19 protein-coding genes are annotated in these 23,791 nt (G+C 33.0%); 10 read left to right on the top strand and 9 right to left on the bottom strand.

Annotation, left to right across the window (positions count from 1 at the left end; translation table 11 throughout):
• Positions 1 to 10 precede the first annotated feature (10 nt).
• A complete protein-coding gene (locus tag ACFELY_RS03785; RefSeq protein ID WP_375333682.1) occupies positions 11 to 2,872 on the top strand; it encodes a DEAD/DEAH box helicase in 2,862 nt (953 codons plus the stop codon).
• A 118-nt stretch (positions 2,873 to 2,990) separates the two neighbouring features.
• On the opposite strand, the gene ACFELY_RS03780 is transcribed toward ACFELY_RS03785, so the two are convergent.
• The 5 genes from ACFELY_RS03780 to ACFELY_RS03760 form a co-directional block, all read right to left on the bottom strand.
• Positions 2,991 to 4,073 (bottom strand): hypothetical protein, encoded by a 1,083-nt coding sequence (locus tag ACFELY_RS03780; protein ID WP_375333681.1) that lies wholly within the window; start codon positions 4,071 to 4,073, stop codon positions 2,991 to 2,993.
• Between the two features lie 14 nt (positions 4,074 to 4,087).
• On the bottom strand, positions 4,088 to 4,420 hold the full coding sequence (locus tag ACFELY_RS03775; RefSeq protein ID WP_375333680.1) for a ferredoxin family 2Fe-2S iron-sulfur cluster binding protein: 333 nt from the start codon (positions 4,418 to 4,420) through the stop codon (positions 4,088 to 4,090).
• Between the two features lie 26 nt (positions 4,421 to 4,446).
• Entirely contained in the window at positions 4,447 to 6,429 is a 1,983-nt protein-coding gene (locus ACFELY_RS03770) for an Hsp70 family protein (RefSeq protein ID WP_375333679.1), read from the bottom strand.
• Positions 6,420 to 6,920, bottom strand: coding sequence for a Fe-S protein assembly co-chaperone HscB (hscB, locus tag ACFELY_RS03765; protein ID WP_375333678.1), 501 nt, complete (start codon positions 6,918 to 6,920; stop codon positions 6,420 to 6,422). Before hscB ends, ACFELY_RS03770 begins: the two co-directional genes overlap by 10 nt.
• Before the next feature lie 518 nt (positions 6,921 to 7,438).
• A complete protein-coding gene (locus tag ACFELY_RS03760) occupies positions 7,439 to 7,954 on the bottom strand; it encodes a hypothetical protein (protein ID WP_375333677.1) in 516 nt (171 codons plus the stop codon).
• 385 nt (positions 7,955 to 8,339) lie between these two features.
• On the opposite strand from ACFELY_RS03760, the gene murC reads away from it, so the two are divergent.
• Genes murC through ftsA form a run of 5 tightly spaced genes read left to right on the top strand, consistent with a single transcriptional unit; the run spans position 8,340 to position 13,734 of the window.
• Complete coding sequence (gene murC / locus ACFELY_RS03755; RefSeq protein WP_375333676.1) at positions 8,340 to 9,791, top strand: UDP-N-acetylmuramate--L-alanine ligase; 1,452 nt, start codon at positions 8,340 to 8,342, stop codon at positions 9,789 to 9,791.
• 56 nt (positions 9,792 to 9,847) lie between these two features.
• On the top strand, positions 9,848 to 10,741 hold the full coding sequence (gene murB / locus ACFELY_RS03750) for a UDP-N-acetylmuramate dehydrogenase (RefSeq protein WP_094649061.1): 894 nt from the start codon (positions 9,848 to 9,850) through the stop codon (positions 10,739 to 10,741).
• On the top strand, positions 10,734 to 11,699 hold the full coding sequence (locus ACFELY_RS03745) for a D-alanine--D-alanine ligase (RefSeq protein ID WP_375333675.1): 966 nt from the start codon (positions 10,734 to 10,736) through the stop codon (positions 11,697 to 11,699). Before murB ends, ACFELY_RS03745 begins: the two co-directional genes overlap by 8 nt.
• A complete protein-coding gene (locus tag ACFELY_RS03740) occupies positions 11,696 to 12,490 on the top strand; it encodes a cell division protein FtsQ/DivIB (protein ID WP_375333674.1) in 795 nt (264 codons plus the stop codon). Before ACFELY_RS03745 ends, ACFELY_RS03740 begins: the two co-directional genes overlap by 4 nt.
• Before the next feature lie 5 nt (positions 12,491 to 12,495).
• Entirely contained in the window at positions 12,496 to 13,734 is a 1,239-nt protein-coding gene (gene ftsA, locus ACFELY_RS03735; RefSeq protein ID WP_375333673.1) for a cell division protein FtsA, read from the top strand.
• Positions 13,735 to 14,056: 322 nt separating this feature from the next.
• On the opposite strand, the gene hemA is transcribed toward ftsA, so the two are convergent.
• The 4 genes from hemA to ACFELY_RS03710 form a co-directional block, all read right to left on the bottom strand.
• Entirely contained in the window at positions 14,057 to 15,301 is a 1,245-nt protein-coding gene (gene hemA / locus ACFELY_RS03730; protein WP_375333672.1) for a 5-aminolevulinate synthase, read from the bottom strand.
• 587 nt (positions 15,302 to 15,888) lie between these two features.
• Positions 15,889 to 17,883 (bottom strand): DNA mismatch repair endonuclease MutL, encoded by a 1,995-nt coding sequence (mutL, locus tag ACFELY_RS03720; protein WP_375333671.1) that lies wholly within the window; start codon positions 17,881 to 17,883, stop codon positions 15,889 to 15,891.
• Entirely contained in the window at positions 17,883 to 18,041 is a 159-nt protein-coding gene (locus tag ACFELY_RS03715) for a zinc-finger domain-containing protein (RefSeq protein ID WP_094649254.1), read from the bottom strand. The genes mutL and ACFELY_RS03715 overlap by 1 nt, the downstream gene beginning before the upstream one ends.
• Positions 18,042 to 18,148: 107 nt before the next feature.
• On the bottom strand, positions 18,149 to 18,790 hold the full coding sequence (locus tag ACFELY_RS03710; RefSeq protein ID WP_375330042.1) for a phosphatase PAP2 family protein: 642 nt from the start codon (positions 18,788 to 18,790) through the stop codon (positions 18,149 to 18,151).
• 39 nt (positions 18,791 to 18,829) lie between these two features.
• Between ACFELY_RS03710 and ACFELY_RS03705 the strand changes: the two genes are divergently transcribed.
• The 4 genes from ACFELY_RS03705 to ACFELY_RS03685 all read left to right on the top strand — a co-directional run bounded on the left by ACFELY_RS03705 (position 18,830) and on the right by ACFELY_RS03685 (position 23,557).
• The gene (locus tag ACFELY_RS03705) at positions 18,830 to 19,576 is read left to right on the top strand and encodes an MBL fold metallo-hydrolase (protein WP_094649422.1); all 747 of its coding nucleotides are present in this window, start codon (positions 18,830 to 18,832) and stop codon (positions 19,574 to 19,576) included.
• 1 nt (position 19,577) lies between these two features.
• Complete coding sequence (locus tag ACFELY_RS03700; protein WP_094649421.1) at positions 19,578 to 20,300, top strand: amino acid ABC transporter ATP-binding protein; 723 nt, start codon at positions 19,578 to 19,580, stop codon at positions 20,298 to 20,300.
• 26 nt (positions 20,301 to 20,326) lie between these two features.
• Entirely contained in the window at positions 20,327 to 21,001 is a 675-nt protein-coding gene (locus ACFELY_RS03695) for a TIGR02281 family clan AA aspartic protease (RefSeq protein WP_375334127.1), read from the top strand.
• 270 nt (positions 21,002 to 21,271) lie between these two features.
• On the top strand, positions 21,272 to 23,557 hold the full coding sequence (locus ACFELY_RS03685) for an N-6 DNA methylase (protein WP_375333670.1): 2,286 nt from the start codon (positions 21,272 to 21,274) through the stop codon (positions 23,555 to 23,557).
• The last annotated feature ends 234 nt before the right edge of the window (positions 23,558 to 23,791 follow it).

Here is a 23,791-nt window from a genome sequence, read left to right as displayed (position 1 = left end):
TCAAATAATAATGGGTTCGATTAGTCTTCAGAGTGTATTTTCTGCTTTAGTTAAAAAATATGGTGATACAAGTGTCGAATCAAAACAAGTATCAGGAGAAGCCATTACAGGGGTAATTACTGTAGATCAGCATGGTTGTCTTCTTAAAAATGATATATCTGTTAATTTATCAAGTTTTGCATGGGGTGCTCCTCAAGCGTTAAAAAATAGTCTTGAAAACTTAAGGGACTGGGCATTAGTTAAACAAAAAATGGAAATAGCTTTTGATGGAATCTTACGTAAAAAAGATGAAAATGGTAAAGAGCTTCCCTTGAATAAAATAATGATAGATGAGGCTTATACTTACCTTACTAATAATATTTATGGTATATCAGCAGAAATGCTAATAAATAAAAAATTTGCTCTCCGAACTTACGAATTAAGAAAAAAAGGTGATCCTGAATCAAGTAAAAAAGGTGATCCTGAATCAAGTAAAAAAGATGACCCTGAATCAAGTGAAAAAGATGGTCCTACTAAGACTGTATTACTTAACAGCTTTTACCTAAATGATTTAGCAAAAGCTAGTACTTTAATTGCTAATACTTTAGCTCAAAACCAAGATACTTCAAGTGCTTCAACAAACCTCTTACAATATTTAGGTGTGAATGACCTAAAACGTCAAAATATCCTAGATAAGACTGTTTTACAAAATATTCTTTCCCCTAAAAACATTCCTTCAGCAAGATGGCCTGGATTAGGACGACATCCTTTAGTATTACTTCAACAGGCTGAAGTTAATTTATCTATGACTGAACTAAAAGACAGTGGAATTCTTGCAATTAATGGACCACCAGGAACAGGAAAAACAACTTTATTACGTGATATTGTGGCAAAATTAGTTGCAGAAAGAGCAGAAGCATTACTGAATTTTGTTGATCCTGAACAAGCTTTTATTGATTCAGGGGAAAAAATACAAGCCGGAAAGGGGTGGTTCAAGATTTACAAATTAGATGAAAGACTAAAAGGTTTTGAAATATTAATCGCCTCATCTAACAATAAGGCTGTTGAAAATATTAGCACTGAATTACCTAGTTTAAAAGCCATTGCCGATAATGCAAATGATCTGCGTTATTTTAAAGCTCTATCTGATTCATTACTTGGAGGTGGAAGTTGGGGGTTGATTGCAGCAGTACTTGGCAATATGACTAATTGTAAGAATTTTAATGAAAAATTTTGGTGGGATAAGGATTTTAGCTTTTCAACATATTTAGCAGAAATAAATGGAAAACCGCAGAAATTCGAGATTAAAGATCCAGATAGTCATGAAATCATTGAAACTATATACCCTAAAATTATTGAAGAAAATAACCCACCGTCTAGTCATAGTGAAGCTTTAGAACGTTGGAAAGAAGCTAAAGAAAATTTTGAAAAAACATTAAAAGCAAGTCGAGATGAACTCTCTAAATTACAAGAAACAAGAAATTTAGTTGAAGAGTTAGAAAATTTAGAAAAAGAGTTAGGAAAGGTAGAGGATATAGAAGATTTTTTATTAAAACATGATAAATTAAAACCACATATTATTTGGTGTATTCTAAACACTCCTTCATTTCTTGCCTGGAGAGAAAAAAGGCAAAAGATTGTTCGTCTTAATTATAAAAAGAAAAAGATTGTAACATCCTCTAAAGAATTTGAAAATCATTTGATTGATAGTAGTTTATTTACAAAATCCTCTGAAGAAATGCACCTAGTGTCCCCATGGTGTAACGAACAGACACAATTATTACGCGATGAGGTATTTATTTCCGCTATAAAACTACATAAAGCATTTATAGATGCAGCAGCCAAACCTTTACATCATAACCTTGGAGCTATGATGAAAATTTTTAGGGATTCTTTTAACGTAATAGATAAAAGCACCACTGATTTTTTACTAGACTTATGGGCATCTTTCTTCCTTGTAGTTCCTAGTGTATCAACAACTTTTGCATCTGTAGAGAAAATGTTAAAGGATATCCCTGCCAATTCTCTTGGATGGCTTATTATTGATGAAGCTGGGCAGGCTTTACCGCAAGCTGCTGTAGGGGCTATAATGAGAACAAAACGTGTTATAGTGACAGGGGATCCTCTACAAATAGAACCAGTGGTTGATTTACCTGACAATTTAACAAAAAGTATATGTAAACAATTTTCAGTAGATCCAAAACGTTTCAATGCCCCAGAAGCATCAGTGCAGACCCTATCAGATTTTGCAAATTCATATATTTATGAATTTGATACTAAGCACGGAAGTCGTTTGGTTGGTGTGCCTTTACTAGTACATAGACGTTGTGGAAATCCTATGTTTGATATTTCTAATATAATTGCTTATGGAGAATCTATGGTTCACGCCAAGAGTTCTGATAGCAGCTCTGCAATACATAAGTGTCTTGGTTCTTCTAAATGGTTTGATGTTAAAGGAGAAGCGTCAGATAAGTGGTGTCCAGAAGAAGGGCAAAAGGTACTTGAACTATTAGGTACATTAAAGAGTGCTGGAATACAGCCAAATCTGTATATTGTGACACCTTTTAGAGTTGTTGCGAATAATTTACGCAAAATTATAAAAGATAGTCATATTTTAAAATCTTGGATAACTACAGATATCTATTCTTGGCTTAATGAGCGAGTTGGAACAATACATACTGTCCAAGGTCGAGAAGCTGAAGCGGTAATTTTAGTATTAGGGGCACAAGGATCAGACCAAGATGGCAGTCGAGTATGGGTAGGCAAATTTCCTAACATCTTAAATGTAGCAGTTACCCGTGCTAAAGAAGTTATTTATGTTATAGGAAATAGAGACTTATGGAAAGAAGTTGGAGTATTCCGTGAGCTAGACAGTAGAATTAAGTTGAAGTAGGACCACGTTTTGCTATATTATAAATTTCTTTCAATAAAATTTTATCAACTGGCTTATCCAAAAATTTATAGCACGTTCTATCTGAAAATACTTCTTTAACATTTCTTATTAATACCACTTAATTTTCTGGTATTTCTTTTTGCCAAGTATCAGTATTATTACTTTCTAAAGGTTCATCAGCATTTACCTTACTATCCTCTAGTTTAAACTCAAGCAGATTAATTGAACCTATATGTATGCCATTATCAGAAAACTCAATATCAAATTTTACCTTTTCATAAGTTGCTACTTCACTATCATCTGTCTTAACCACTTCAGATACAGAAGAATTAGCAACTTTCTCAATTATAGCCTTGATCATTTTTTTAGGTAATAGCAAATTATTAGGTATCAACTTATCGATGATATCATGATGATTAGTTAATTCAAAAGATAATTTACCTTTTGGTAAGTTACTCTCAAAAAATTGCAAAAAACCTATTAAAGCTATTTGGGCATTATCATCACAAGAGAAAACTAATCGGTCAATATTTAAATTTCTGATATCTTGATCAGTAGCAATATTTATTAGGGTGGCTAAATCAAGCTGAGCTGTTTTGAAATTCAAAAAATCTTCCTTTGCAGCGTATGACAAACGTAATTGTAAAGCTATATCTTCGCCATCCTGAGATTTTGCTTTATTGATTAAGAAAACCAAGTCACTAATATTAAAAATTTCCTTATCTTTCTGAATAATTGATAATAATTTATTGTTAACTTGCAAAAGCTTCACGATAGATTTTAGATTATCTCCACTAGACAATCTATATATAGGTTTATTAAATTTAACTAGTGCGGCAATATCTTCCTTCGACTGTACACTATATTCAATTAACTTACCACCAAAATTTTCTTGTTGTTTTATTGTTTGTCCTAAAATCAAGTTAGCTTTTTTAAAACTAAAATCGAATAAAAATATCATTTTTTCAGCAGATATTTCTTTAGAATTAATATGATCAATAAATTTTATTTTTGGCTCGACTAAACTAATCTGCAAACGGTAAGGGAAACCAGAAACTTTGACTTGGCTATAAGATATCTTAATATTATCTGTCTCTGAATTATTTATAGTACTTACCACATTACTTTTGATAGTATAAGCAACGGCAAACCATATTATGGTGTAAGTTAAACAAATAAAAAGTAAAATTTTGCGTATCACTTTATTATACTCAATTATAAATTAATATTACGGGTAGCAGATGGTAAGCGAACCCTTATACCGTCAAGATATTCAGTAACAATAATCTGACAACCAAGTCTTGAAGTATGAGTAAGACCAAATGCTAAGTCAAGCATATCTTCTTCTGCCTCGGAAGGACTTTTTAATTTGTGATAAAATTCCTCATCTAAAATAACATGGCAAGTAGCACATGCTAGAGAGCCTTCGCATGCACCTTCAAGATCAATATCGTTTTGATGAGCAATTTCCAAAATAGACAATCCTATAGGGGCGTCCACTATTTTCTCTGTCCCATCTTTATCTACAACAAAAATTACTTTAGGCATTAGTTATCATCCATCTTCAATTCACTTTAGTTTATTTCATTAATATGCTTACCTTTAAGTAAGCCTTCCACCGTGCTATTTAATCTTTCGGCAAGAAAATGCTCTGTTATACTCTCAAAATTTTTGCTACATTCTATAATGTAATCACGATCATTTGAGTCTATTGCTTCTTTTAGAGTTTTAATTGCCATATCAATTTTTTCCATTTCATTTTTTGCAAGAAGATTTGGCATCTCTCTAATAGCATTTTCTATATTATAAAGCAAAGATTTTGTGTTAATAATTGTTTCTTGTAACAATTTCTTATTATGATCACTAGCCGCATTTTGATAAGCATTTTCTAAAATCTCGGTAATCTCACTTTCATTTAAACCATAACTTGGTTTTATTTCAATGTTATGTGAGATATTACTATTTTTTTCTAGAGCTGACACTGACAAAATGCCATCTGCATCAATAGAAAATGTTACTTCTATCCTAACTCCCCCTGCTTTCATTAGTGGCAATTTTAGTTCAAATTTTGCAAGTGGCCGACAATCCTCTACCATTTCTCTCTCCCCCTGTACCACATGTAGCTTCATAGAAGTTTGGTTATCCACATAATTGGTAAACTCCTTAGTAACCGATATCGGTATAGGGCTATTACGCAGAATAATTTTTTCAGTAATTCCTCCATTTAGTTCAATACCAAGTGACAAAGGCACTACATCGATTAATAAGGAATTAATATTTGCAGAAGTTAGGTTCTCTGCTTGCAGAGCCGCACCCCATACTACCGCCTTATCTGGGTTAATATCTGAAAAAATAATAGTATTAAATGTTTGCCTTAAACTCTTACTAATTAACGGTATACGAGTTGAACCACCAACCAGGATAATACCTGAAATATCAGGGGTCTTTGCCTGTTCTAGCGTATCTTTAGTAATAGCTATGGTACGTTCTACTAATGGTGTTATTAACCTCTCAAAATTTTCTATATCTAACTCCAACATCTTTTCTTCATATATATAGCTAACCCGATTAGCATTTATCCGTAACAAACTGGTGTCATTGCGAGGAGGGACGAAGCCCAAACGAGGCAATCCATTTTTGGTTACTTTTATGGATTGCTTCGTCGCTACTAAAGTATCTCCTCGCAATGACGTTTGTAAATTGGGAGCAATACTAGTCGGATTATCTATAATACTACATTTATTTTGTACACTAAGTGTTTCTTTAACTTTTTTTGCTAATTTTATTAATTCGTTAGATGCTACTAATTTATATTTATCACAAAAATACTTCATCACTAAGTGATCAATATCATCACCGCCTAAAATATTATCTCCGCCAGTGGCAATAACCTGAAGTACGCCGGTTTGCATATTGAGAATTGATACATCAAAAGTTCCTCCCCCTAAATCATATACTAAATAACACCCTCTGCTTTCTTTATTGAAACCATACGCATAGGCTGCTGCTGTTGGTTCTGCAATTAACCGTAATACCTCAAATCCAGCAATTTTTGCTGCCAGCATTACTTCTCCTCTAGCAGCATCGTTAAAATGTGCCGGTACAGTTATTACAGCTTTTTTGACTTCTGAGTTTAATCTTTCAGTAGCTTGTTGCCTTAAATAGAGAAAGATTTGGGCGGCAATTTCCGGAACAGCCATCAATTTTCCAGCAAATTGCAGCCGTAATATTTCACTATCTAGGTCAATATAATCTTTCACTAAAGCAAAAAGTGTTGGGTTATTTTGTATATCGGATAGTTTCTTACCGAAGAGCCTTTTTATAGAGCGAAGATTATCGATTATATCATGATTACCCACAATAAAGCTTTCACCATGGAAGGCTATCACTGATGGGATAAGTTCTAAATCTTGATCATTTGTGATAATTTGTACCACTTGTTGATTTGACAAAGCAATTAATGAGTTTGTTGTACCGAAATCAATGCCAACGGCTATGTTCTTATCATTTTCTTTATGCTGGGAAGAGCCAGCCTCACTAATTTCTATTATTTGCATGATTTGATTTTTAGCTGAATATTATTAATTAAGTTTTTAAGATATTTAAATCTTATAGTACTATCAACGGCATCTTGCATATTTTGATTTTGGAATGCAGTAGTTAGAGATTTAGTAAGTTGTTGCTTTTCAAGAATCTTGTTATTTAGCATATGTTCTAACTTTGTTAAGTCTTCAGTAGTTTCAACAAACTCTAATTCACTCCACACAACATTTAATTGTTCCTTTGAAATACCTTGCCTAACCTTTAGGTCATCCAAAACTATATTGTTTAACAAGAGAAGATACTCAGCTCGTGCTAAATCGTCTTTAAGCATTGCATAAGCTTTATTTAGCTCAATAGAGATAGCCAAATTTTTTTGCTTTTCGGTGTTAGAGCTAGTTCTATCCGGATGATATTTTAACTGCATAGCGAAATATTGACGATCTAAGATAGGCAAGTCAATATCATATTTTTTTTCTATGTCTAATAACTCAAAATAATTGTGCATAATCATTAGACCTTACATAACCTAATCTAATCTAATTGGTAATTTTGTTGTCAAAACTCGTCTCCGTTCCTCACGTACATCTGAGTACGCTACGGTACTCGACTTCGTTTTTCCTAAAAATTCCTCAATTATCTTTAGGTTATGCAAGATATCTATTGTTTAGTGGATTAATTGTCAAACCACGTGATTACATTATACACTAGAAAATACTGAAATGTTAGAGAAAAAACAGTAGAAGTGCTTAGCACGACAAAGCAACATCGTTGCGAGGAGGCACTTCAGTGGCAACGAAGCAATCCAAGAAAGTGATCATATTTGGATTGCTTCGACCATTACATGGTCTCGCAATGACGCTTGGGAGATGTTGTAAGCCTTAAACATCATTGCGAGGAATCACCTTGCGGCAACGAAGCAATCCAGGAAAATGATTAGAAATGGATTGCCACAACCACTACGTGGTCTCGCTAATAGACGCCGGTTTACCACAACTAAATGCTAGTCAGATTAGATATATAAACTCAATATTTTTTAGCTTCACAATTAATTTTATTATTTTGTTTAAAATGTTCAAAAAAATCTGGAAAAAGCTCTCTAATATCTCTCGTATATAACGAAATAGTAGCATCACGAACAGGACATACTGAATAAATAGTTATCCCATTTGCTATAGAAAAACCAATTTCCATAACTGATGATAATCCTAGATATCCATTAACATTTACAACAATATGAGCAGCAGATTGTCTAATCTGTGCAAAAAAAGAATCCTGTGCAAGGCGAGCAACTTTTATACGATCAGAAGCTAAAAAAACAAATTTACCATGAGGTGTTTTTTCTGTAACACCTTCTTTAGTAGATAGAACTGTGATTCCATTATCTTGCAGAAAATGTGTGACAGCCAAAATCTCTTTCATATGCTTAGAATACGAACCACCTACAATCATCGATATTGAGGCCAGGACAACGTTAGATGTTATACACATATAAAGAAACAATGCCTTAACCAAATATATTCTTGTCATAAACTTTGTCATAAAAAACCTTTTTTATTGATTAATAATTCTCCTATTCCAAATTACCGTATGTTCACAATGCAAATTCTTTATAGAATATCATTGTTTCTTATAAATAAAACATTATTAATTGCAACAAAAATATCGTGGGATATGTTGTAAGCTTTAAACGTCATTGCGAGAAGCCGCTTTAGCGACGACGAAGCAATCCAGGGAAGTAACCACGACCACTACGTGGTCTTGCTAATAGATGCTGGCTAAATGCTAGTCGGATATATATAATATTTTTACAATATTTTTCTAATAACGCTTAGTGTACGCTATAATTGTTGTATACTCATCATTAGAGCTTGACCTTTAGTTAAAAACTGATTATGCAAGAGATAGACAATTAATTATTATATACATGTTTCTATTAGAGTTAAAAAAAATAAATGGGACTCTTGACACTATGCATTTTATCGGCATTGGGGGAATTGGTATGAGCGGCATTGCCGAAATACTACATAATCTCGGATATAAAGTGCAAGGTTCTGATATAGCTGAAAATTATAATACCACAAGACTAGAAAATAATGGTATTAAGGTTTTCCTTGGTCATCAAGCTCAGAATATTACTGATGTTTCATATGTAGTGGTCTCGTCGGCTATTAATAAAGATAATCCTGAAATTCAGGAAGCTATACGTAAAAAAATACCAATAATTAGGCGAGCTGAAATGCTAGCTGAATTAATGAGGCTAAAATGTTCCATAGCAATTTCTGGTTCGCATGGCAAAACTACGACTACATCACTCGTTGCCTGTTTATTTGAAGCGGCTGGGCTTTGCCCAACGCTAATTAATGGTGGTATTATTAATAATATATCCACCAATGCATATCTTGGATCTGGGAATTATCTAATAGCTGAAGCTGATGAATCTGATGCAACTTTCATTCACATACCATCAACGATCGCAGTAATAACTAATATCGATCCGGAACATCTAGATTTTTATCAGGATTTTGATAGTTTAATTAAAGCTTTTAAGAGTTTTGTAACTAATTTACCATTTTATGGTTTTGCCGTGGCTTGTATTGATCACCAAATTGTTAGAAAACTAGTAAATGACATATTTGAGCGTAGAATCATAACTTATGGAATAGACTCAAATGATGCTAACATACAAGCCTTTAATTTAAACTCTGATATTGAATCATCAACTTTTGATGTGCGAATTAGTCTACCTAACGTAAATGGGGTAACAACTATCGAACACATCACCTTACCTACTCCGGGAAGGCATAATATCCTTAATGCTCTTGCGGCTATCGCGATAGCCGTAGAGCTTGATTTTGGTATTAAAATTATTAAAAATGGATTTAATAGCTTTAAAGGGATAAAACGCAGATTCACTAAAGTAGCCGAATATAATAACGCTACGATAATTGATGATTATGCTCACCATCCGGAAGAAGTAAAAGCTACACTTGCTACGGCAAGAAATATTGCTAATAAGCAAAATAGTAAAGTTATAGCAATCTTCCAACCACATAGATACTCAAGGGTTAAATATTTGTTTGATGATTTTATAACTTGCTTTTTTGATGCTGATCAGCTGTATATCACAGATATATATGCTGCCGGTGAACAGCCAATAGACGGTATAACGGGAAGAAATTTAGTAGACAAAATCAAGGATACTAAATCTCATTCGATGGTATCATTTATCGAGAATCACCAGGATATAGCTGGTCTTATTGCCAAGGAAGCTATGCCAAATGATATAATAATTATGATGGGTGCTGGGAGTATTTCTGCTTGGGCAAATAATTTGCATCAGCAATTTACCCAAGAACGTCACTGCGAGAAGGCGTAAGCCGACGAAGCAATCCAAAAATTAGAATAAATCTGTAAAGTAGATATTTTATAATTATGCAAATAGCTGGTGAATATAAAAATAATTACAATTTAAGTCATTTAACTTGGTTTAAAGTTGGTGGACCTGCGGAGATATTTTTTAAACCATTAGATTCATCAAGCTTAGCAGATTTTGTCGCACAAAACCAACAACAGAGACCAATAACTGTTTTAGGGGCTGGATCAAATATTATTATTAGAGATGGTGGTATAGAGGGGGTTGTGATAAAACTTGGTCAGAATTTTACTAATATAGAATTAATGCCAGACCACCAATTACCGGCAGGGCAATTATCGGTAGGAAGTAGTTGCCTTAATTTTAATCTTGCTAAATTTTGTCAAATACATTCAATTACTGGTTTTGAGTTTCTAAGTGGTATACCAGGTACTATAGGTGGTGGAGTGGTAATGAACGCCGGTGCCTATAACTCGGAATTTAAAGATATTATCCTAGCAATTGAAGCAATAGACTCTAGAGGTAATTTTATTACCATCCCTAACGAAGAAATAGGTTTTAAATATCGAGGTAATAATTTACCACAAGATTTGATTATAACCAAAGCTATATTTAAGACAACGATGGGGGACAGTAATATGATCCTAGAAAAAATGAATGAAATAAGTAAAAATAGACTAGCAAGCCAACCAATTAAAGAACGTACTGGTGGTAGTACATTTGCTAATCCAGAAAATCATAAAGCATGGCAACTAATCGATAAAGCCGGCATGAGGGGATACAAAATTGGTGGGGCTTCCATCTCGCAACTACATTGTAACTTTATGATAAACCATGGCAATGCCTCTGCTGGTGATTTAGAAAATCTTGGGGATCTTGTTAAAAAAAGAGTATTTGAAAATAGTGGGATTGATCTAAAATGGGAAATTAAAAGAATAGGGAAATATGCATAAATATCAAACAAGTTTTATTGCTAATTCTAAGGTTACAATATTGAGTGATAAAGGAAAAAAACATGTGGCGGTAGTAGGTGGCGGTATGTCGGCTGAACGAGAAGTTTCTTTAGTATCATCTTCGGGAGTTAACAAAGCTTTGGTAGATAGTGGATATAAAGTTACTTTTATAGATATGGGAGTAGACATTGCCTCGGTACTTTTACAGATAAAACCGGATATAGTTTATAATTGTTTACATGGTACTTATGGCGAAGATGGTTGTTTGCCTGGGTTACTCAATATCTTGCGAATTCCTTATACTCATAGTGGGGTTCTCGCTTCTTCTTTAGCATTTAGTAAAATGCATGCAAAAGCATGGTTTGTTGCTAATGATATTAAGGTAGCCAAGCATATTGTCGTTAATAAATCTGATAACATTAAGGCCGATCCTATGCCAAGACCCTATGTTATAAAACCTATTGCCCAGGGATCAAGTATAGGCGTTGAAGTAATATTTGCTGAAGATGATTTTAACTTTGCTGATTATGATTTTCCTTATGGTGATCAGGTAATGATTGAAGAATATATTAAGGGACGAGAAATGCAAGTAGCCGTTTTAAACGGCGAAGCCTTAGGGGTATTGGAAATAAAACTCCTGAAGCAGCGTTTTTATGATTATGATACTAAATACACTGATGGATTTGCCCAGCATTTATGTCCAGCTCCATTACCACAAAATATATATAATGAGTTACTAGAAGAGTCGGAAAGAATATATCAAACAATGAATTGTAGAGGTGTGGCTAGAGCAGAGTTTATTTTTGACGAAAGTAAGAATGAAATTTTTACTATAGAAATTAATACCCATCCTGGTATGACTCCCTTATCGATTATACCAGAAATAGCTGCTTTACAGGGGATAGATTTCTGCTCGTTAGTGGAAAGAATCTTAGAAACAGCATGTATTGACACATGAAGAGGAATAAAGCGTCTAATAAGAAGAAAAAAGCCAATATACCTTTACGACGAAAGTTGGCAATGGTGTATATTAGAGTGGTATTTTTTATTAAAATTACCCTAGTAGTTTTGTTGTCTTCATTTTTCTTTACCAACTATTTTGCTCCTGTAAGACAAGAAATTATCCAAAATATTTATGAATTCACTTCTGATATTAGCTTTAGACTTGAAAATGTTTTAATAGAAGGGCAATATAATACTAAGGAAGAAGATATATTAGCAACTTTAAATGCTGATAAGGGTACGCCTATTCTTTCTTTAGACCTAGGAACAATAAAGAGTAATTTGCAACGCAATCCTTGGATTAAAAATGTTGTAATTATTGAGAGAAGATTACCTAATACTATTTACATAAGATTAACTGAGAGAGTGCCAATTGCTATCTGGCAATTTAACGAGAAAGTTTTCCTTATTGATGAAGAAGGATATAAAATTACTACTGATATAGGTACTTTCACTAATCTTCCTCATGTTGTAGGATTGGATGCTAATATTTATACTAACAAATTAATTCAAGATTTAGCAAAATACCCTGAACTAGCTAAGAAAATTGTCTCTTCGGTACTTTATGGGAAAAGACGATGGAATTTAAATCTAGAGCAAGGTATAACTGTTAAAATGCCAGATTCTGGGTTTGATCGTGCTTTAGATTACCTTGCAGGATTGGATATGAAAAATCTATTATTTAATCAAAATTATAAAACTATAGATTTACGAAATTTGAGTAAGTTTTATATAGAAAAATATTAAGAATTATGAAAGCCAGATTGTCTAACTTTTTAACTCTTGACCTTGGTAGTAGTAAAATAGCTTGTATTGCAGCATATATTGATAAAAGAGAAGATGCAAGAATAGTAAGCCAAGTTCTGCATCACTCAAAAGGTATTAAATCAGGAGTCATATTAGATTTAAAAGATGCGGAAAATAGCATAGTCGGAGCGATTTACGCATTAGAAAAAGATTGCGGTAAAAACATAAAAAAAATAACTATATCACTAACAGGCTATGGCACTAAGTCTTATTATGCAAATAGTAAAATAAAACTTTCTAATCAGCCAATTTCACCACAAGATATCAAAAAACTTATCAAAAAAGCCTTATTGGAATTCAAAATTAAAGACCAAGAAATTATTCATTATTTCCCTATAGAATTTACTCTTGATAATAATAATGCTATTGAAGATCCAATCGGAATGTTTGGCAAAGAATTAGGGTGTGAATTACATATTATCACAGCAAATTTTAATATGCTGATGAATATTACCAATTGTTTTGCAAAATGTCATGTGGAAATAAATAATATTATATTAGCAATTTATGCGTCAGGAATTGCTTGTCTTTCAGAAGATGAAAAAAATCTTGGCTCTATCATAATCGATATGGGGGCAAGAACTACCTCTTTTGGCGTGTTTGTCTCAGGCAAGTTAATATATACAAGCTACATAGATATAGGTAGCTTTCATATTACATCTGATATAGCAAAAGTCTTCTCAGTAAGCCTGAACGTTGCAGAAAAACTTAAGATTCTCTATGGTAATGCCATGCCATCTTCTCTTGATAAAGATAATATTATTAATTTAGAAGATTTTGAAATGGAAATTCCTGACAGTGGTAGACCAACAATTACCTCAAAATATCTTGCATGCGTCATCAGTCCAAGAGTAGAAGAAATATTATTGATGGTTCAAACCCAGCACGATAGAGTTGTGGCAGGCAATATGATCGCCTACCGCATTGTTATTACTGGTGGAGGAGCGATGCTCCGGGGAGTCAAAGAACTAGCAAGTAAAATTTTTGAGAAACAAGTACGAATTGGTAAACCGGAAATTTTACCAGGTTTTGCTGAAGATTATAATCCCCATATATATTCCACTGCTATAGGTATGGTAAAAACCCAATCTTTAAAAATACAAAAGAATAATTTTGATATTAATGATAATAATGATGCTAGTTGGTTTAAAAAATTTCTAATTTGGCTAAAAGAAAATATCTGATTACCAAGCGTCATTGTGAGGAGGGCGTATATGTGTCCCAAGCTTTTATTAGCGAGGAACCACTTTGGCGACGCGGCAATCCATAAAAGTGATTAGAAATGCTTTGTCGGTTACACAGAAAATAGCAAAAAAATATAGAGTACTAATCGCTAATAGACACCAGTTTACTATGGCTAAATACTAATCGAATTAGCTATATAATCATTTTACTATATATCTGCTTTTTAAAGACTTTTGTCCATAACCGTTTTATATAGGATTAGTCATAGGTTCACATGATTATTAAAGTCATTCAAGTACAACAACCAATTTACTATATTACCTACGCTGCGGGGTATAAAGGTAATTTTATTATAGAATGGGAATTGATGGATGGTGATATATCCAGTACACTAAGAATTTCAACAAGAGCTTTGGTAAGATCCTGAATCATTTTATCGGTATGGTTGGGTGTTGGAATGATTCTTAAGCGTTCTTTACCACGTGGTACTGTTGGAAAGTTGATATGCTGAACATAAATATTATAGTCATTCAACAACATATTAGAGGCTTGTTTGGCTTTAATTGGGTCGCCAATAATTATTGGTATAATATGGCTATCATTCTTAAAATAATTCACTTTAGCTTGATCAAAAGATTTTTTTACCTTGGCTATTACCTTTTGATAAGTTTCCCTTTCTATATTAGAATTTTTTAAATGACGAATACTTGCAGTTGCTGCCGAAGCGATAATTGGCGGTAAAGAGGTGGTGAATATAAAACCTGGAGCCGTAAGTCTTATAGAATCGATAATCTGACTATCAGCTGCAATATAGCCGCCAATAACGCCGTAAGCCTTGCCAAGGGTTCCCTGGATAATATTAATTTTATCAGCACAACCTTGAAGATCGGCAATACCAGCACCATGCTTGCCATATAGACCCACTGTATGTACTTCGTCAATAAAAGTTAAAGCATTATATTTTTTAGCTAAATTCACTATTTTTTCTATTGGAGAAAATAATCCGTCCATAGAATAAGCGGATTCAAAAACAATAATCTTTGGTCTATTAATATCTACCTTTTTAAGTAGTTCTTCAAGATGTTGAACATCAATATGTCGATAAATATGTTTTTCAGCTTTTGAGTTACATATACCAGAAATAATAGAAGCGTGATTTAACTCATCTGAGAAAAAAACTATATTAGGCATTATTTTTGCTAGTGTTGCAAGGGTGGTATCATTGGCAACATAACCGGAAGTAAAGACTAAAGCTGATTCTTTATTATGTAAGGTTGCTAGTTCTTGTTCTAATTCTATTATACAGCTATTATTGCCGCCTATATTTCTTGTGCCACCAGAGCCAATGCCATATTTGGCTATAGCCTCTAGAGCAGCTTTGGTAACATCTGGGTGCTTACTCATTCCAAGATAATCATTAATACACCACATGACAATTTCTTTATCAACATACCAAGCGGACGGGAAATTATCTGCCTGCCTTTGAACAGGAACAAATTCACGGTATCTGCCTTCTTGTTTAATTCTAGTTATGTGATTATCAAATATATTATTATAGTTAAACATTATATTAACCTCAATTGCCAGTTGCTAGGAGACCGTCTCCTAGACAAACAAAAAATTATAGAAATTTACTATTTTCATCAAAAATATGAAAACAATTTTTCCAATATTAGTGAGCATTCACGGAAAAAGAGTTAAAGTACAAAACGTCATTGCCAAGAGGCGTAGCCGACGAAGCAATCCATTCCTGAGCATTTTTTGGATTGCCGCATCGCCGCAAAGCGGCTCCTCGCAATGACAGCATGGGGTGCTTATTCGGCACTAATTCCAGTTAATTCACTATATCTATAAATATAACAGATTTTTTTGCTACACTAATAGTTGTTTTTATTATTTTTGCGGTATTACTTATTTTTTTCATTCCCTAACTCAGTAACTACTATTACCCATTCTTTAAAGGGCTTATTCTTATCCCAAATTAATGGATTATATTAAGCTATCAATAGACCTCTTGCAAAACTCGCTTATGCTGAGGAATTTGAAGGAGACGCGGAACGCAGAACCGCAGCGTACTCTAGCGTACGTGAGGATTCGAGTACCGCATCGACGTACAAATTACCAGCAGAAGTAGAGTTTTGCAGGAGGTCTAATTATGTACGTCCAAATAATCGCTCAATATCTTTGAGTTTGAGTTCAATGTAAGTTGGTCTACCATGATTACATTGACCTGAAAAAGGGGTTTTCTCCATTTGCCTTAACAATTCATTCATTTCTTCAGAAGATAATTTACGACCTGCTCTGATAGAATAATGACATGCATATGTTTCTGTAACATGTTCAATCAATTGAATCAAGGAAATATTTTCGCCAAGATCAGATAAATTATCTGCTAAGTCTTGAATAAGTTGGCTTATATTGATATCTCCTAATAGGCTTGGAGCCTCTGATACAATGATGGATCGCTCGCCAAATTTTTCTATGCTTAAACCTAATTTAGAAAGGTCTGCCTTCTTATTATATAATAAATCGGCTCTTTTGACATCTGGTAATTCTACTATCTCAGGTATCAGTAATCTCTGCTTAATTAGCCCATTATTACTTATCGTCTGTTTAATTTTTTCATATCCCAAACGTTCATGGGCTGCATGTTGATCTACGATAACAATACTATCTGCTGTTTGTGATATTATATAAGTACCGTGCAATTGTGCTCTTGCCGCTCCGAGTAACCCATTGTTACAATCGCTATGGGTATAGTCAATTGATGAGAAGTTGGTGACGTCGTCACTCGTCGCTCGCCTATTACTTATAGGCGTCGCTCCATCGCTCCTAGCATCAACTTCTCCTGAATTGACTATAGAGTCCTCTACTACCTCTACTTTAGCATGAGGTTGAGTCTTTATTAATGGCTGTTGAATATTAAAACTATTTTGGTTGGATTTAGGGAGAGTTAAATTTTGGGTTCGATAAGTACTGCTATTATCAGATACGCTCAAATTATGTGGAGTTAAATTATCCGGATATATTTTTTTTGAAGAGCTAGGACTTTTTTGTAATGGTATATTTGTTTTAACAGCATTATTAGTAGTTGCTGTATTTCGAAAAAGACCTAAGGCAGTTGTGGCAATATTCGTTGAAACCATATGACTTTTCGTGGCAAGGGCATCCTTGATAGAGCTTACCAGTAATCCCCGTATGGTATTTGGATCGTGAAACCTTACTTCTGTTTTGGCAGGGTGAACATTAACGTCAACCATTTGGGGATCTATTTGTAGAAACAAAACTGAAACTGGGTGTCTATCCCGAGCTAAGTAATCCTGATATGCTACTCTTAAAGCGATTTGTAGTAATTTATCCTTAACCGGTCTATTATTAACAAATAAAAACTGATCCTCAGCAGAAGCTCTATTAAAGGTAGGAATACTAGTAAAGCCATATACTGAAATTTCTGGTCTTTGTAGATTAATATGAACCGAATTTTCAATAAAATCAGAACCTACTATATCAATTATTCTTTGCTTTAGAATTTCGTCAAAATTACCATCTTGTCCTTTTACTTTTAGAATATTTTTACCATCATGAGATAAATTAATACTAATTTTAGGATGAGCTAATGCAATTTTCTTTATTACATCTAATGAAGCTGCAAATTCGGTTTTATCAGATCTTAAGAACTTTAATCTTGCAGGAGTAGCAAAGAATAAATCTCGTATTTCAATCTTAGTACCTTCGTTGTGAATGGTAGGCTTACTTCCTTTATTACTCCCACCACTAATTTGCATCTGATATGCTCTATCAGCTCCACGTGCCTTTGAAGTAATTAGCATCTTACTTACAGATCCTATAGAAGGTAATGCCTCTCCGCGAAAGCCAAAAGTGTGAATATTTAATAAATCTAGCTCATCAAGTTTAGAAGTAGTATGACGCTCTATGGCAATATTTAGGTCATCCTCAGACATACCTATTCCATTATCAGAAATAACAATAAGATTTTTGCCTGCTTGCTCAAGCATTATATCTATCTTAGTGCTAGCTGCATCAATAGCATTCTCAACTAGTTCTTTTACCACCGAAGCTGGTCGTTCAATTACCTCTCCAGCAGCGATACGATTTATAGTGCTATCTGATAGGAGTTTTATCTTCATTACTTAATTAACACAAATTTTTTACTACAATAAGGACACATAATAGAACCTTTGGTTGAATCAATTTCCAAATAAATTCTTGGATGATCATAAGGCGACTCTCTGCCAGAACATGATATTGATGTAGAGATAGTCTCAATAATTTCTACATTTTGCATAAAATTAAAGCTATATGAGAGTTTTTAGGATGATATCATTATAAAACATAAGTTGCATTTATTCAAAATAAAAATTAGGTAGATTAATGAAAGATTAAATTAATTAGTTATTGCAGGCAGCCTCCTAGCCATTTTATTAAGTTATTGGCAAAAATTCTAAAAACTATTCTGCCAAGTATGATAATTATTATGGTGATAAGGAAACTATAAATAATATCAGCTGGGTAGTGCATAGCAAGAGTAATACGTGATATCGCCACTAAAATAACAATCAAAATGGCTATAATTTTTTGTCTGATTGTTATATATGACCAAATACAGTAGGCAACCAATAATGCTAACCCAGAATGACTGCTTGGAAAACTAGACAAACATCTTTCAAGTTCAATATTAGCAATTGTTACAAAACTATTAATAGGCAATGAGCAAAATGGTCTAGGTAGATTAACCGAAAACTTAAGTAGAGCATAAATACAACCGAATATCGTATAAATTATACCAATCATTACCATTTTATTATATATAGCCCAAAATTTGCTCTGACGATGATTAAAATCTTGAATCTTTTTTAGCTGAGTGTAAAAATATATACAATATATCAAATAAGCGATAGCAAAGTTGGTAATATTAAAACAATAAGAGATAATTTGTAGAATATAAGCTATTATGCTAAAGTGGTTAGTTATGCTATTGATCCACAAGAATATTTCTTGATTAAGACCTTGGAAATTATATAAAAGTTCAAACATTTTCAATTTTAATTTTATTTGATTTAAGTAAATAATATTATGCTAGAAATAACAGTACTAGGGTGTGGATCATCGCTTGGTCTACCGATAATTAATTGTGATTGCAATACATGCACCTCGACTTCAAGTTACAATAAAAGAACTAGATCATCAATATATATGGATGATGGTAATAGTCAAATTCTTGTTGATTTTGGTTTCAACATTAAGGAGCAATTACTACGAGAAAAGATTAAAAAAGTGGACAGTGCCATATTAACCCATTATCATGCAGATCATGTTAACGGTATTGATGATCTACGTGTATTTCCATTCTTTCAGAAAAGACCTTTAGAAATTTTTACTGATAATGCTACAGCATTGAGAACTGAGAATCATCACCAACACTTGTTTGCTCCGGATAGACTGATTGCAAGACCGGTAGATTTTTTTGCAAAATTTAAAATTAACACTATAGAGGTACAATTTTTTAGACAGCATCATGGTCCTATAGATAGTTTAGGTATTAGAGTGGATGATTTTGTATATTCTAGTGATGTGGCAGATTTTCCGACAGAATCCAAACCATTCTTAAGAAATATCAAAGTGTGGATATTAGATTGTATGGCATACGAATCTAATGATTGCCATGCAGGATTAGATAAAATCCTACAGTGGGAATATGAATACAAACCGCAACAAATATTATTAACTAATATGAATCATTTTATTGATTATCACGAGATATCAAAAATATTGCCAAGCAATATAAAACCTCTATATGATGGTTACAAATTTATAGTTTAGTATGATAGTAGTTGATAAGGTTTCAAAAAAATATAGTAAAATTTATGCTGTTAAAGATGTTAGTCTTGAGTTCAAAAAAAAGGAAACTATAGCGATTATAGGTTCTTCTGGTAGTGGTAAATCCACTTTATTACGAATTATTAATGCGTTAGAAATACCTACTACTGGACAAGTGTTTATTGATAACAAAAAGTTAACTCAAAAGAATAAAAGGAAGCTTTGCCTTAAAATTGGCATGGTTTTCCAATCTTTTAATCTTTTCCCACACTTAAATGTTCAGGATAATTTAATATATGCTCCTGTTAATATTTTAAAAATGCAGCAGATGACTGCCATTTCTAAGGCGGAGAAATTATTAGAGCAATTTGGTTTAAAACAAAAAGTTACTGCTTTTCCTATCAATCTATCTGGAGGACAAAAACAGCGAGTAGCCATTTGTCGAGCCTTAATGATGGATCCAGAGGTAATGTTATTTGACGAGCCTACTTCAGCTTTAGACCCTGAAAATATTAAAGATATTATTGAAATTATCTCTTTATTAAAAAGTCAAATGACGATGATTGTTGTTACTCACCATATCAAATTTGCCAAAGCGATAGCGGATAGGATAATTTTTATGAATCACGGACAAGTTCTAGCCGATCAGCCAGCCGCAGAATTTTTTGAAAAGCCAAAATCTCATAGAGCAAGATTATTTTTAGAGAATATAGGTGACTTAATGTGAGCAATAAGAGTCTTATAAAATTAACAATGCTTTTATGTATTAGTACGGTCATTACCTTCTTGATACGTAAATTGGTAGATGCACAATTTCCTGGGTTCTCTTGGAGTAGCCAGAAAAGTATATCTTGCTTTGTAATGATTTTGATTATTATCAGTATCGTTTATAATTCCTTTAATCAAAAGGGGATAAAGATCGTCTCTATTCAGCTATTAATTTGGGGACTAATTTTTTTGATCATAATTATTGGTTACGCTTTCAGATTTGAATTAAATTATACCACACAACGAGTCGTATCCGTACTAATACCATCATATAATTGGGTCAATAAACAAGGAGAATTAGTGATTAGCCGTAGTAGCGACGGACATTTTTACATTGACGTATTGGTAAATGGAGTAAAAATTAAATTTATGATTGATACCGGAGCAAGTGATGTTGCCCTTACTACTAATGATGCTAAAATGCTAGGGTTTGACTTATCAAAACTACATTACACTAGAATTTACTCGACGGCTAATGGTACTAGTACAGCCGCCCCCGTGAAATTAGATAGTGTAGTAATTGATAACAGAGCTTTCTTTAGAAATATTGAAGCTCATATAGGTACTGGTGGTCTCGATATATCACTACTAGGTATGTCAGTATTAGAGCGTTTTAAAAGTTTCAGAATAGATCGAGATATGTTAATTTTAAGTTGGTGAAGCTATTCAAAAACTAGGAGATTGCAGGCAGTCTCTAGCGATGTATAGTTAATTCAGGAGAATTTGGGGCTAGGAACGATGGAGCGACGCCTATAAGTAATAGGCGAGCATTGAGCAACGACGTCACCAACTTCTTATCAATTGACTATACACCACAATACTTACAAAAATACGTTAATGAGTTCTGTTTTAGATATAATAACAGAGATAATTACGATATATTTAATTTGTTGGTACAACAAGCTTTTTTGTAAAATTGGAATATTCTTTATGTATACTAAAAGATTAGAAGCATCTGTAACGCATGATATCCTGGTTCAACTTGCTAATCTTGGTTGGATTGTCGATGAAAAAGACCCAAGATGTAACGTTTATCAACAAAGAGTGAAACTTACCAAACAAAAAGAATTACTTAACGGTAAAATACCTGACTTTGTACTATACAAGGAAGGAAGTAACGAACCAATAATAATAATTGAGGCAAAAAAACCAAATGAAACTATACAATTAGCAATGCATCAAGCATTGAATTTGTATGCTAAACCACTAAATACGCCGCTTATATTTGCTTATAATGGAAGTTATATTGAAACCCAATATTTGTATAATGGGCGTAATCTTAAAATTGACGGGGAAGATGTAAGGCAATTTATAAATCACCATACGGCACTCAGATTTGTTAATGAGGGCTCTGAAATACTATCTGCGGTAAATTTCATTCAGCATTCAAGAGACGAACTTATTAGGATCTTTAAAAGTGCGGCTAATTTACTAAGAGAGGATGGATTGCAAGCAGGGCTTGACAGATTTGGGGCATTTTCTGATATTTTGTTTTTAAAAATTCTTGATGAAATTTCCGTTCTAAAGATGTTGGGAGGTGAAGAAAATAAGTTAGATGAGTATCTTAGATGGAGTTCCTTTTCTCAGAAAAAAGGAAACGAGTTGTATCAATATGTGAAAGATGTTTTGTGGATTAAGATTAACAAGAAGTATGGTGATATTTTTAGCGAAGCGTTCCCTATTAATTCCCCTGATATTTTTGAAGAAATTATTTGTGAGCTTTCAAAACTTAACCTTACAGCTTCAGATAGTGATGTGAATGGTGATGCTTTTGAATATTTTTTAAAAAATGCTTACCAAGGCATCAAAATTAAAGATTTAGGCGAATATTTTACACCTAGAAACATTGTAAGAACAATGATAAGTATGGTTAATCCTAAAATTGGCGAAACCATTTATGACCCTTTTTGTGGTACAGGAGGATTTTTAATTGAAGCATTTAGATATTTAAAAATCAGAACTTCGTTTAACGACGAGATGCAAAATATTCTAAGGAAAAAAACAATTTACGGTTCTGAGATTACTGTTAATGCAAGAATTGCAAAAATGAATATGATTTTGTTTGGAGACGGACATAGTAATATCAAAAAACAAGATACCCTTTCTGACTATGTAAATCAAAAATATGATATTGTAATTACAAATCCACCATATTCGCAACAAACAAGGTTTGGGTATTTATATCCCATTCAATCAAATAATGGTGACGCTATTTGTCCTTTGCATTGCTTTGAAGCTTTAAAACCAGGTGGTAGAGGCTGTTTACTTGTAAAAGAAAATTTTGTTTCAGATGGGGGCAATGTTGGAAAGGTGAGAGAGTATATTTTTAATAACTCATCAAATGTTTCTATTGTTTCATTGCCAAGAAAGCTTTTTGAACCTTACACCCCAACAAAAACAAGTATTATATATTTCGAGAAAAACAGAAAGATCTCAGACACGTTCTTTTTTGCAATTAATGCGGTTGGTCATGAACTTAGTTCAAGAAAGAAGCCAATTAAGGATAATGATTTACCAGTTGCACTTGATGCTTTCAATAATAAAAAGGCTGTTGCAGAGATTGAATCTGCCATAATACCATCAACTGAAATAGCCAAGAATAGCTATAGTTTATGGATTTATGATTATTTAGATATTTTTGCTAATTTAAAAGGTGATATTATAAAACTTGGTGATTATATTGAGGAGATAACAGAAAAAATAGAACCGTCTTTACAGCCAATTACAGATTTTAGAATTTTAGGGGTAAGTAATAGTATTGGTATTTTTGACAATGAAATTTTAAAAGGCGAGGACATCAACCAAAAATATAAGCATGTTCAAGCTGGAGATTTGGTATATAATCCGCATAGGATTAACGTTGGCTCTTTAGGTTTAGTTTCTGAGGAGTTAAATGGTGGATATGTAAGTGGTATCTATATCGTATTTAGAGTTTTAAAAAAATTCCAAGATACTCTACCATCCGAATATTTATTACATGTTTTAAAATCAAAATATTATTTAGCCATTATTGGCAAATATGATACAAAGTATGGAGCTGTTAGGGCAAACTTAACTTATGAGCAGCTTTGTAATATACACATACCATTACTTAAAAAAAATGAAATGAAAGAATTTCTAGAAAAAATAAGTAAACTAAATAATATCACGGAAGAATTTCAGAAAATTAAAAATAACCTAAAAGAATCTATACATAAAATTTTACCTAATTTATGAATTAAGTATAATTGTCCTTGAGGATTGGTTGGAAAAATGTAAGTTGACTATTACTTTAAACTTAATAATAATATTAAACTAAAGAAAGTGGATATAAATAGTCTTTATATTATAATTAACAGTACAAATAATAAATTTGGATCTTGGTGGCTTAAAATTACGACTTTTAAACTATCCTCCAGACTTCCGCAAGAAAATGTTGAAAGATGGGAAAAGAGGATATGGAGGAGCCAT

This window comes from Candidatus Tisiphia endosymbiont of Xenochironomus xenolabis (assembly GCF_964264705.1).
Lineage (GTDB): Bacteria > Pseudomonadota > Alphaproteobacteria > Rickettsiales > Rickettsiaceae > Tisiphia.
This window is presented reverse-complemented; position numbering and strand designations above follow the sequence as displayed.

Excerpts from the sequence above, each read along its gene's own strand:
- ACFELY_RS03700 (WP_094649421.1), top strand. The coding sequence starts at position 19,578 with ATGATAGTAGTTGATAAGGTTTCAAAAAAATATAGTAAAATTTATGCT.
- ACFELY_RS03785 (WP_375333682.1), top strand. The coding sequence starts at position 11 with ATGGGTTCGATTAGTCTTCAGAGTGTATTTTCTGCTTTAGTTAAAAAA.
- murB (WP_094649061.1), top strand. The coding sequence starts at position 9,848 with ATGCAAATAGCTGGTGAATATAAAAATAATTACAATTTAAGTCATTTA.
- ACFELY_RS03685 (WP_375333670.1), top strand. The coding sequence starts at position 21,272 with ATGTATACTAAAAGATTAGAAGCATCTGTAACGCATGATATCCTGGTT.
- ACFELY_RS03760 (WP_375333677.1), bottom strand. The coding sequence starts at position 7,954 with ATGACAAAGTTTATGACAAGAATATATTTGGTTAAGGCATTGTTTCTT.
- ACFELY_RS03710 (WP_375330042.1), bottom strand. The coding sequence starts at position 18,790 with ATGTTTGAACTTTTATATAATTTCCAAGGTCTTAATCAAGAAATATTC.
- murC (WP_375333676.1), top strand. The coding sequence starts at position 8,340 with ATGTTTCTATTAGAGTTAAAAAAAATAAATGGGACTCTTGACACTATG.
- ACFELY_RS03770 (WP_375333679.1), bottom strand. The coding sequence starts at position 6,429 with ATGCAAATAATAGAAATTAGTGAGGCTGGCTCTTCCCAGCATAAAGAA.
- ACFELY_RS03740 (WP_375333674.1), top strand. The coding sequence starts at position 11,696 with ATGAAGAGGAATAAAGCGTCTAATAAGAAGAAAAAAGCCAATATACCT.
- hscB (WP_375333678.1), bottom strand. The coding sequence starts at position 6,920 with ATGCACAATTATTTTGAGTTATTAGACATAGAAAAAAAATATGATATT.
- ACFELY_RS03695 (WP_375334127.1), top strand. The coding sequence starts at position 20,327 with ATGCTTTTATGTATTAGTACGGTCATTACCTTCTTGATACGTAAATTG.
- ACFELY_RS03745 (WP_375333675.1), top strand. The coding sequence starts at position 10,734 with ATGCATAAATATCAAACAAGTTTTATTGCTAATTCTAAGGTTACAATA.
- mutL (WP_375333671.1), bottom strand. The coding sequence starts at position 17,883 with ATGAAGATAAAACTCCTATCAGATAGCACTATAAATCGTATCGCTGCT.
- ftsA (WP_375333673.1), top strand. The coding sequence starts at position 12,496 with ATGAAAGCCAGATTGTCTAACTTTTTAACTCTTGACCTTGGTAGTAGT.
- ACFELY_RS03705 (WP_094649422.1), top strand. The coding sequence starts at position 18,830 with ATGCTAGAAATAACAGTACTAGGGTGTGGATCATCGCTTGGTCTACCG.
- ACFELY_RS03715 (WP_094649254.1), bottom strand. The coding sequence starts at position 18,041 with ATGCAAAATGTAGAAATTATTGAGACTATCTCTACATCAATATCATGT.
- hemA (WP_375333672.1), bottom strand. The coding sequence starts at position 15,301 with ATGTTTAACTATAATAATATATTTGATAATCACATAACTAGAATTAAA.
- ACFELY_RS03775 (WP_375333680.1), bottom strand. The coding sequence starts at position 4,420 with ATGCCTAAAGTAATTTTTGTTGTAGATAAAGATGGGACAGAGAAAATA.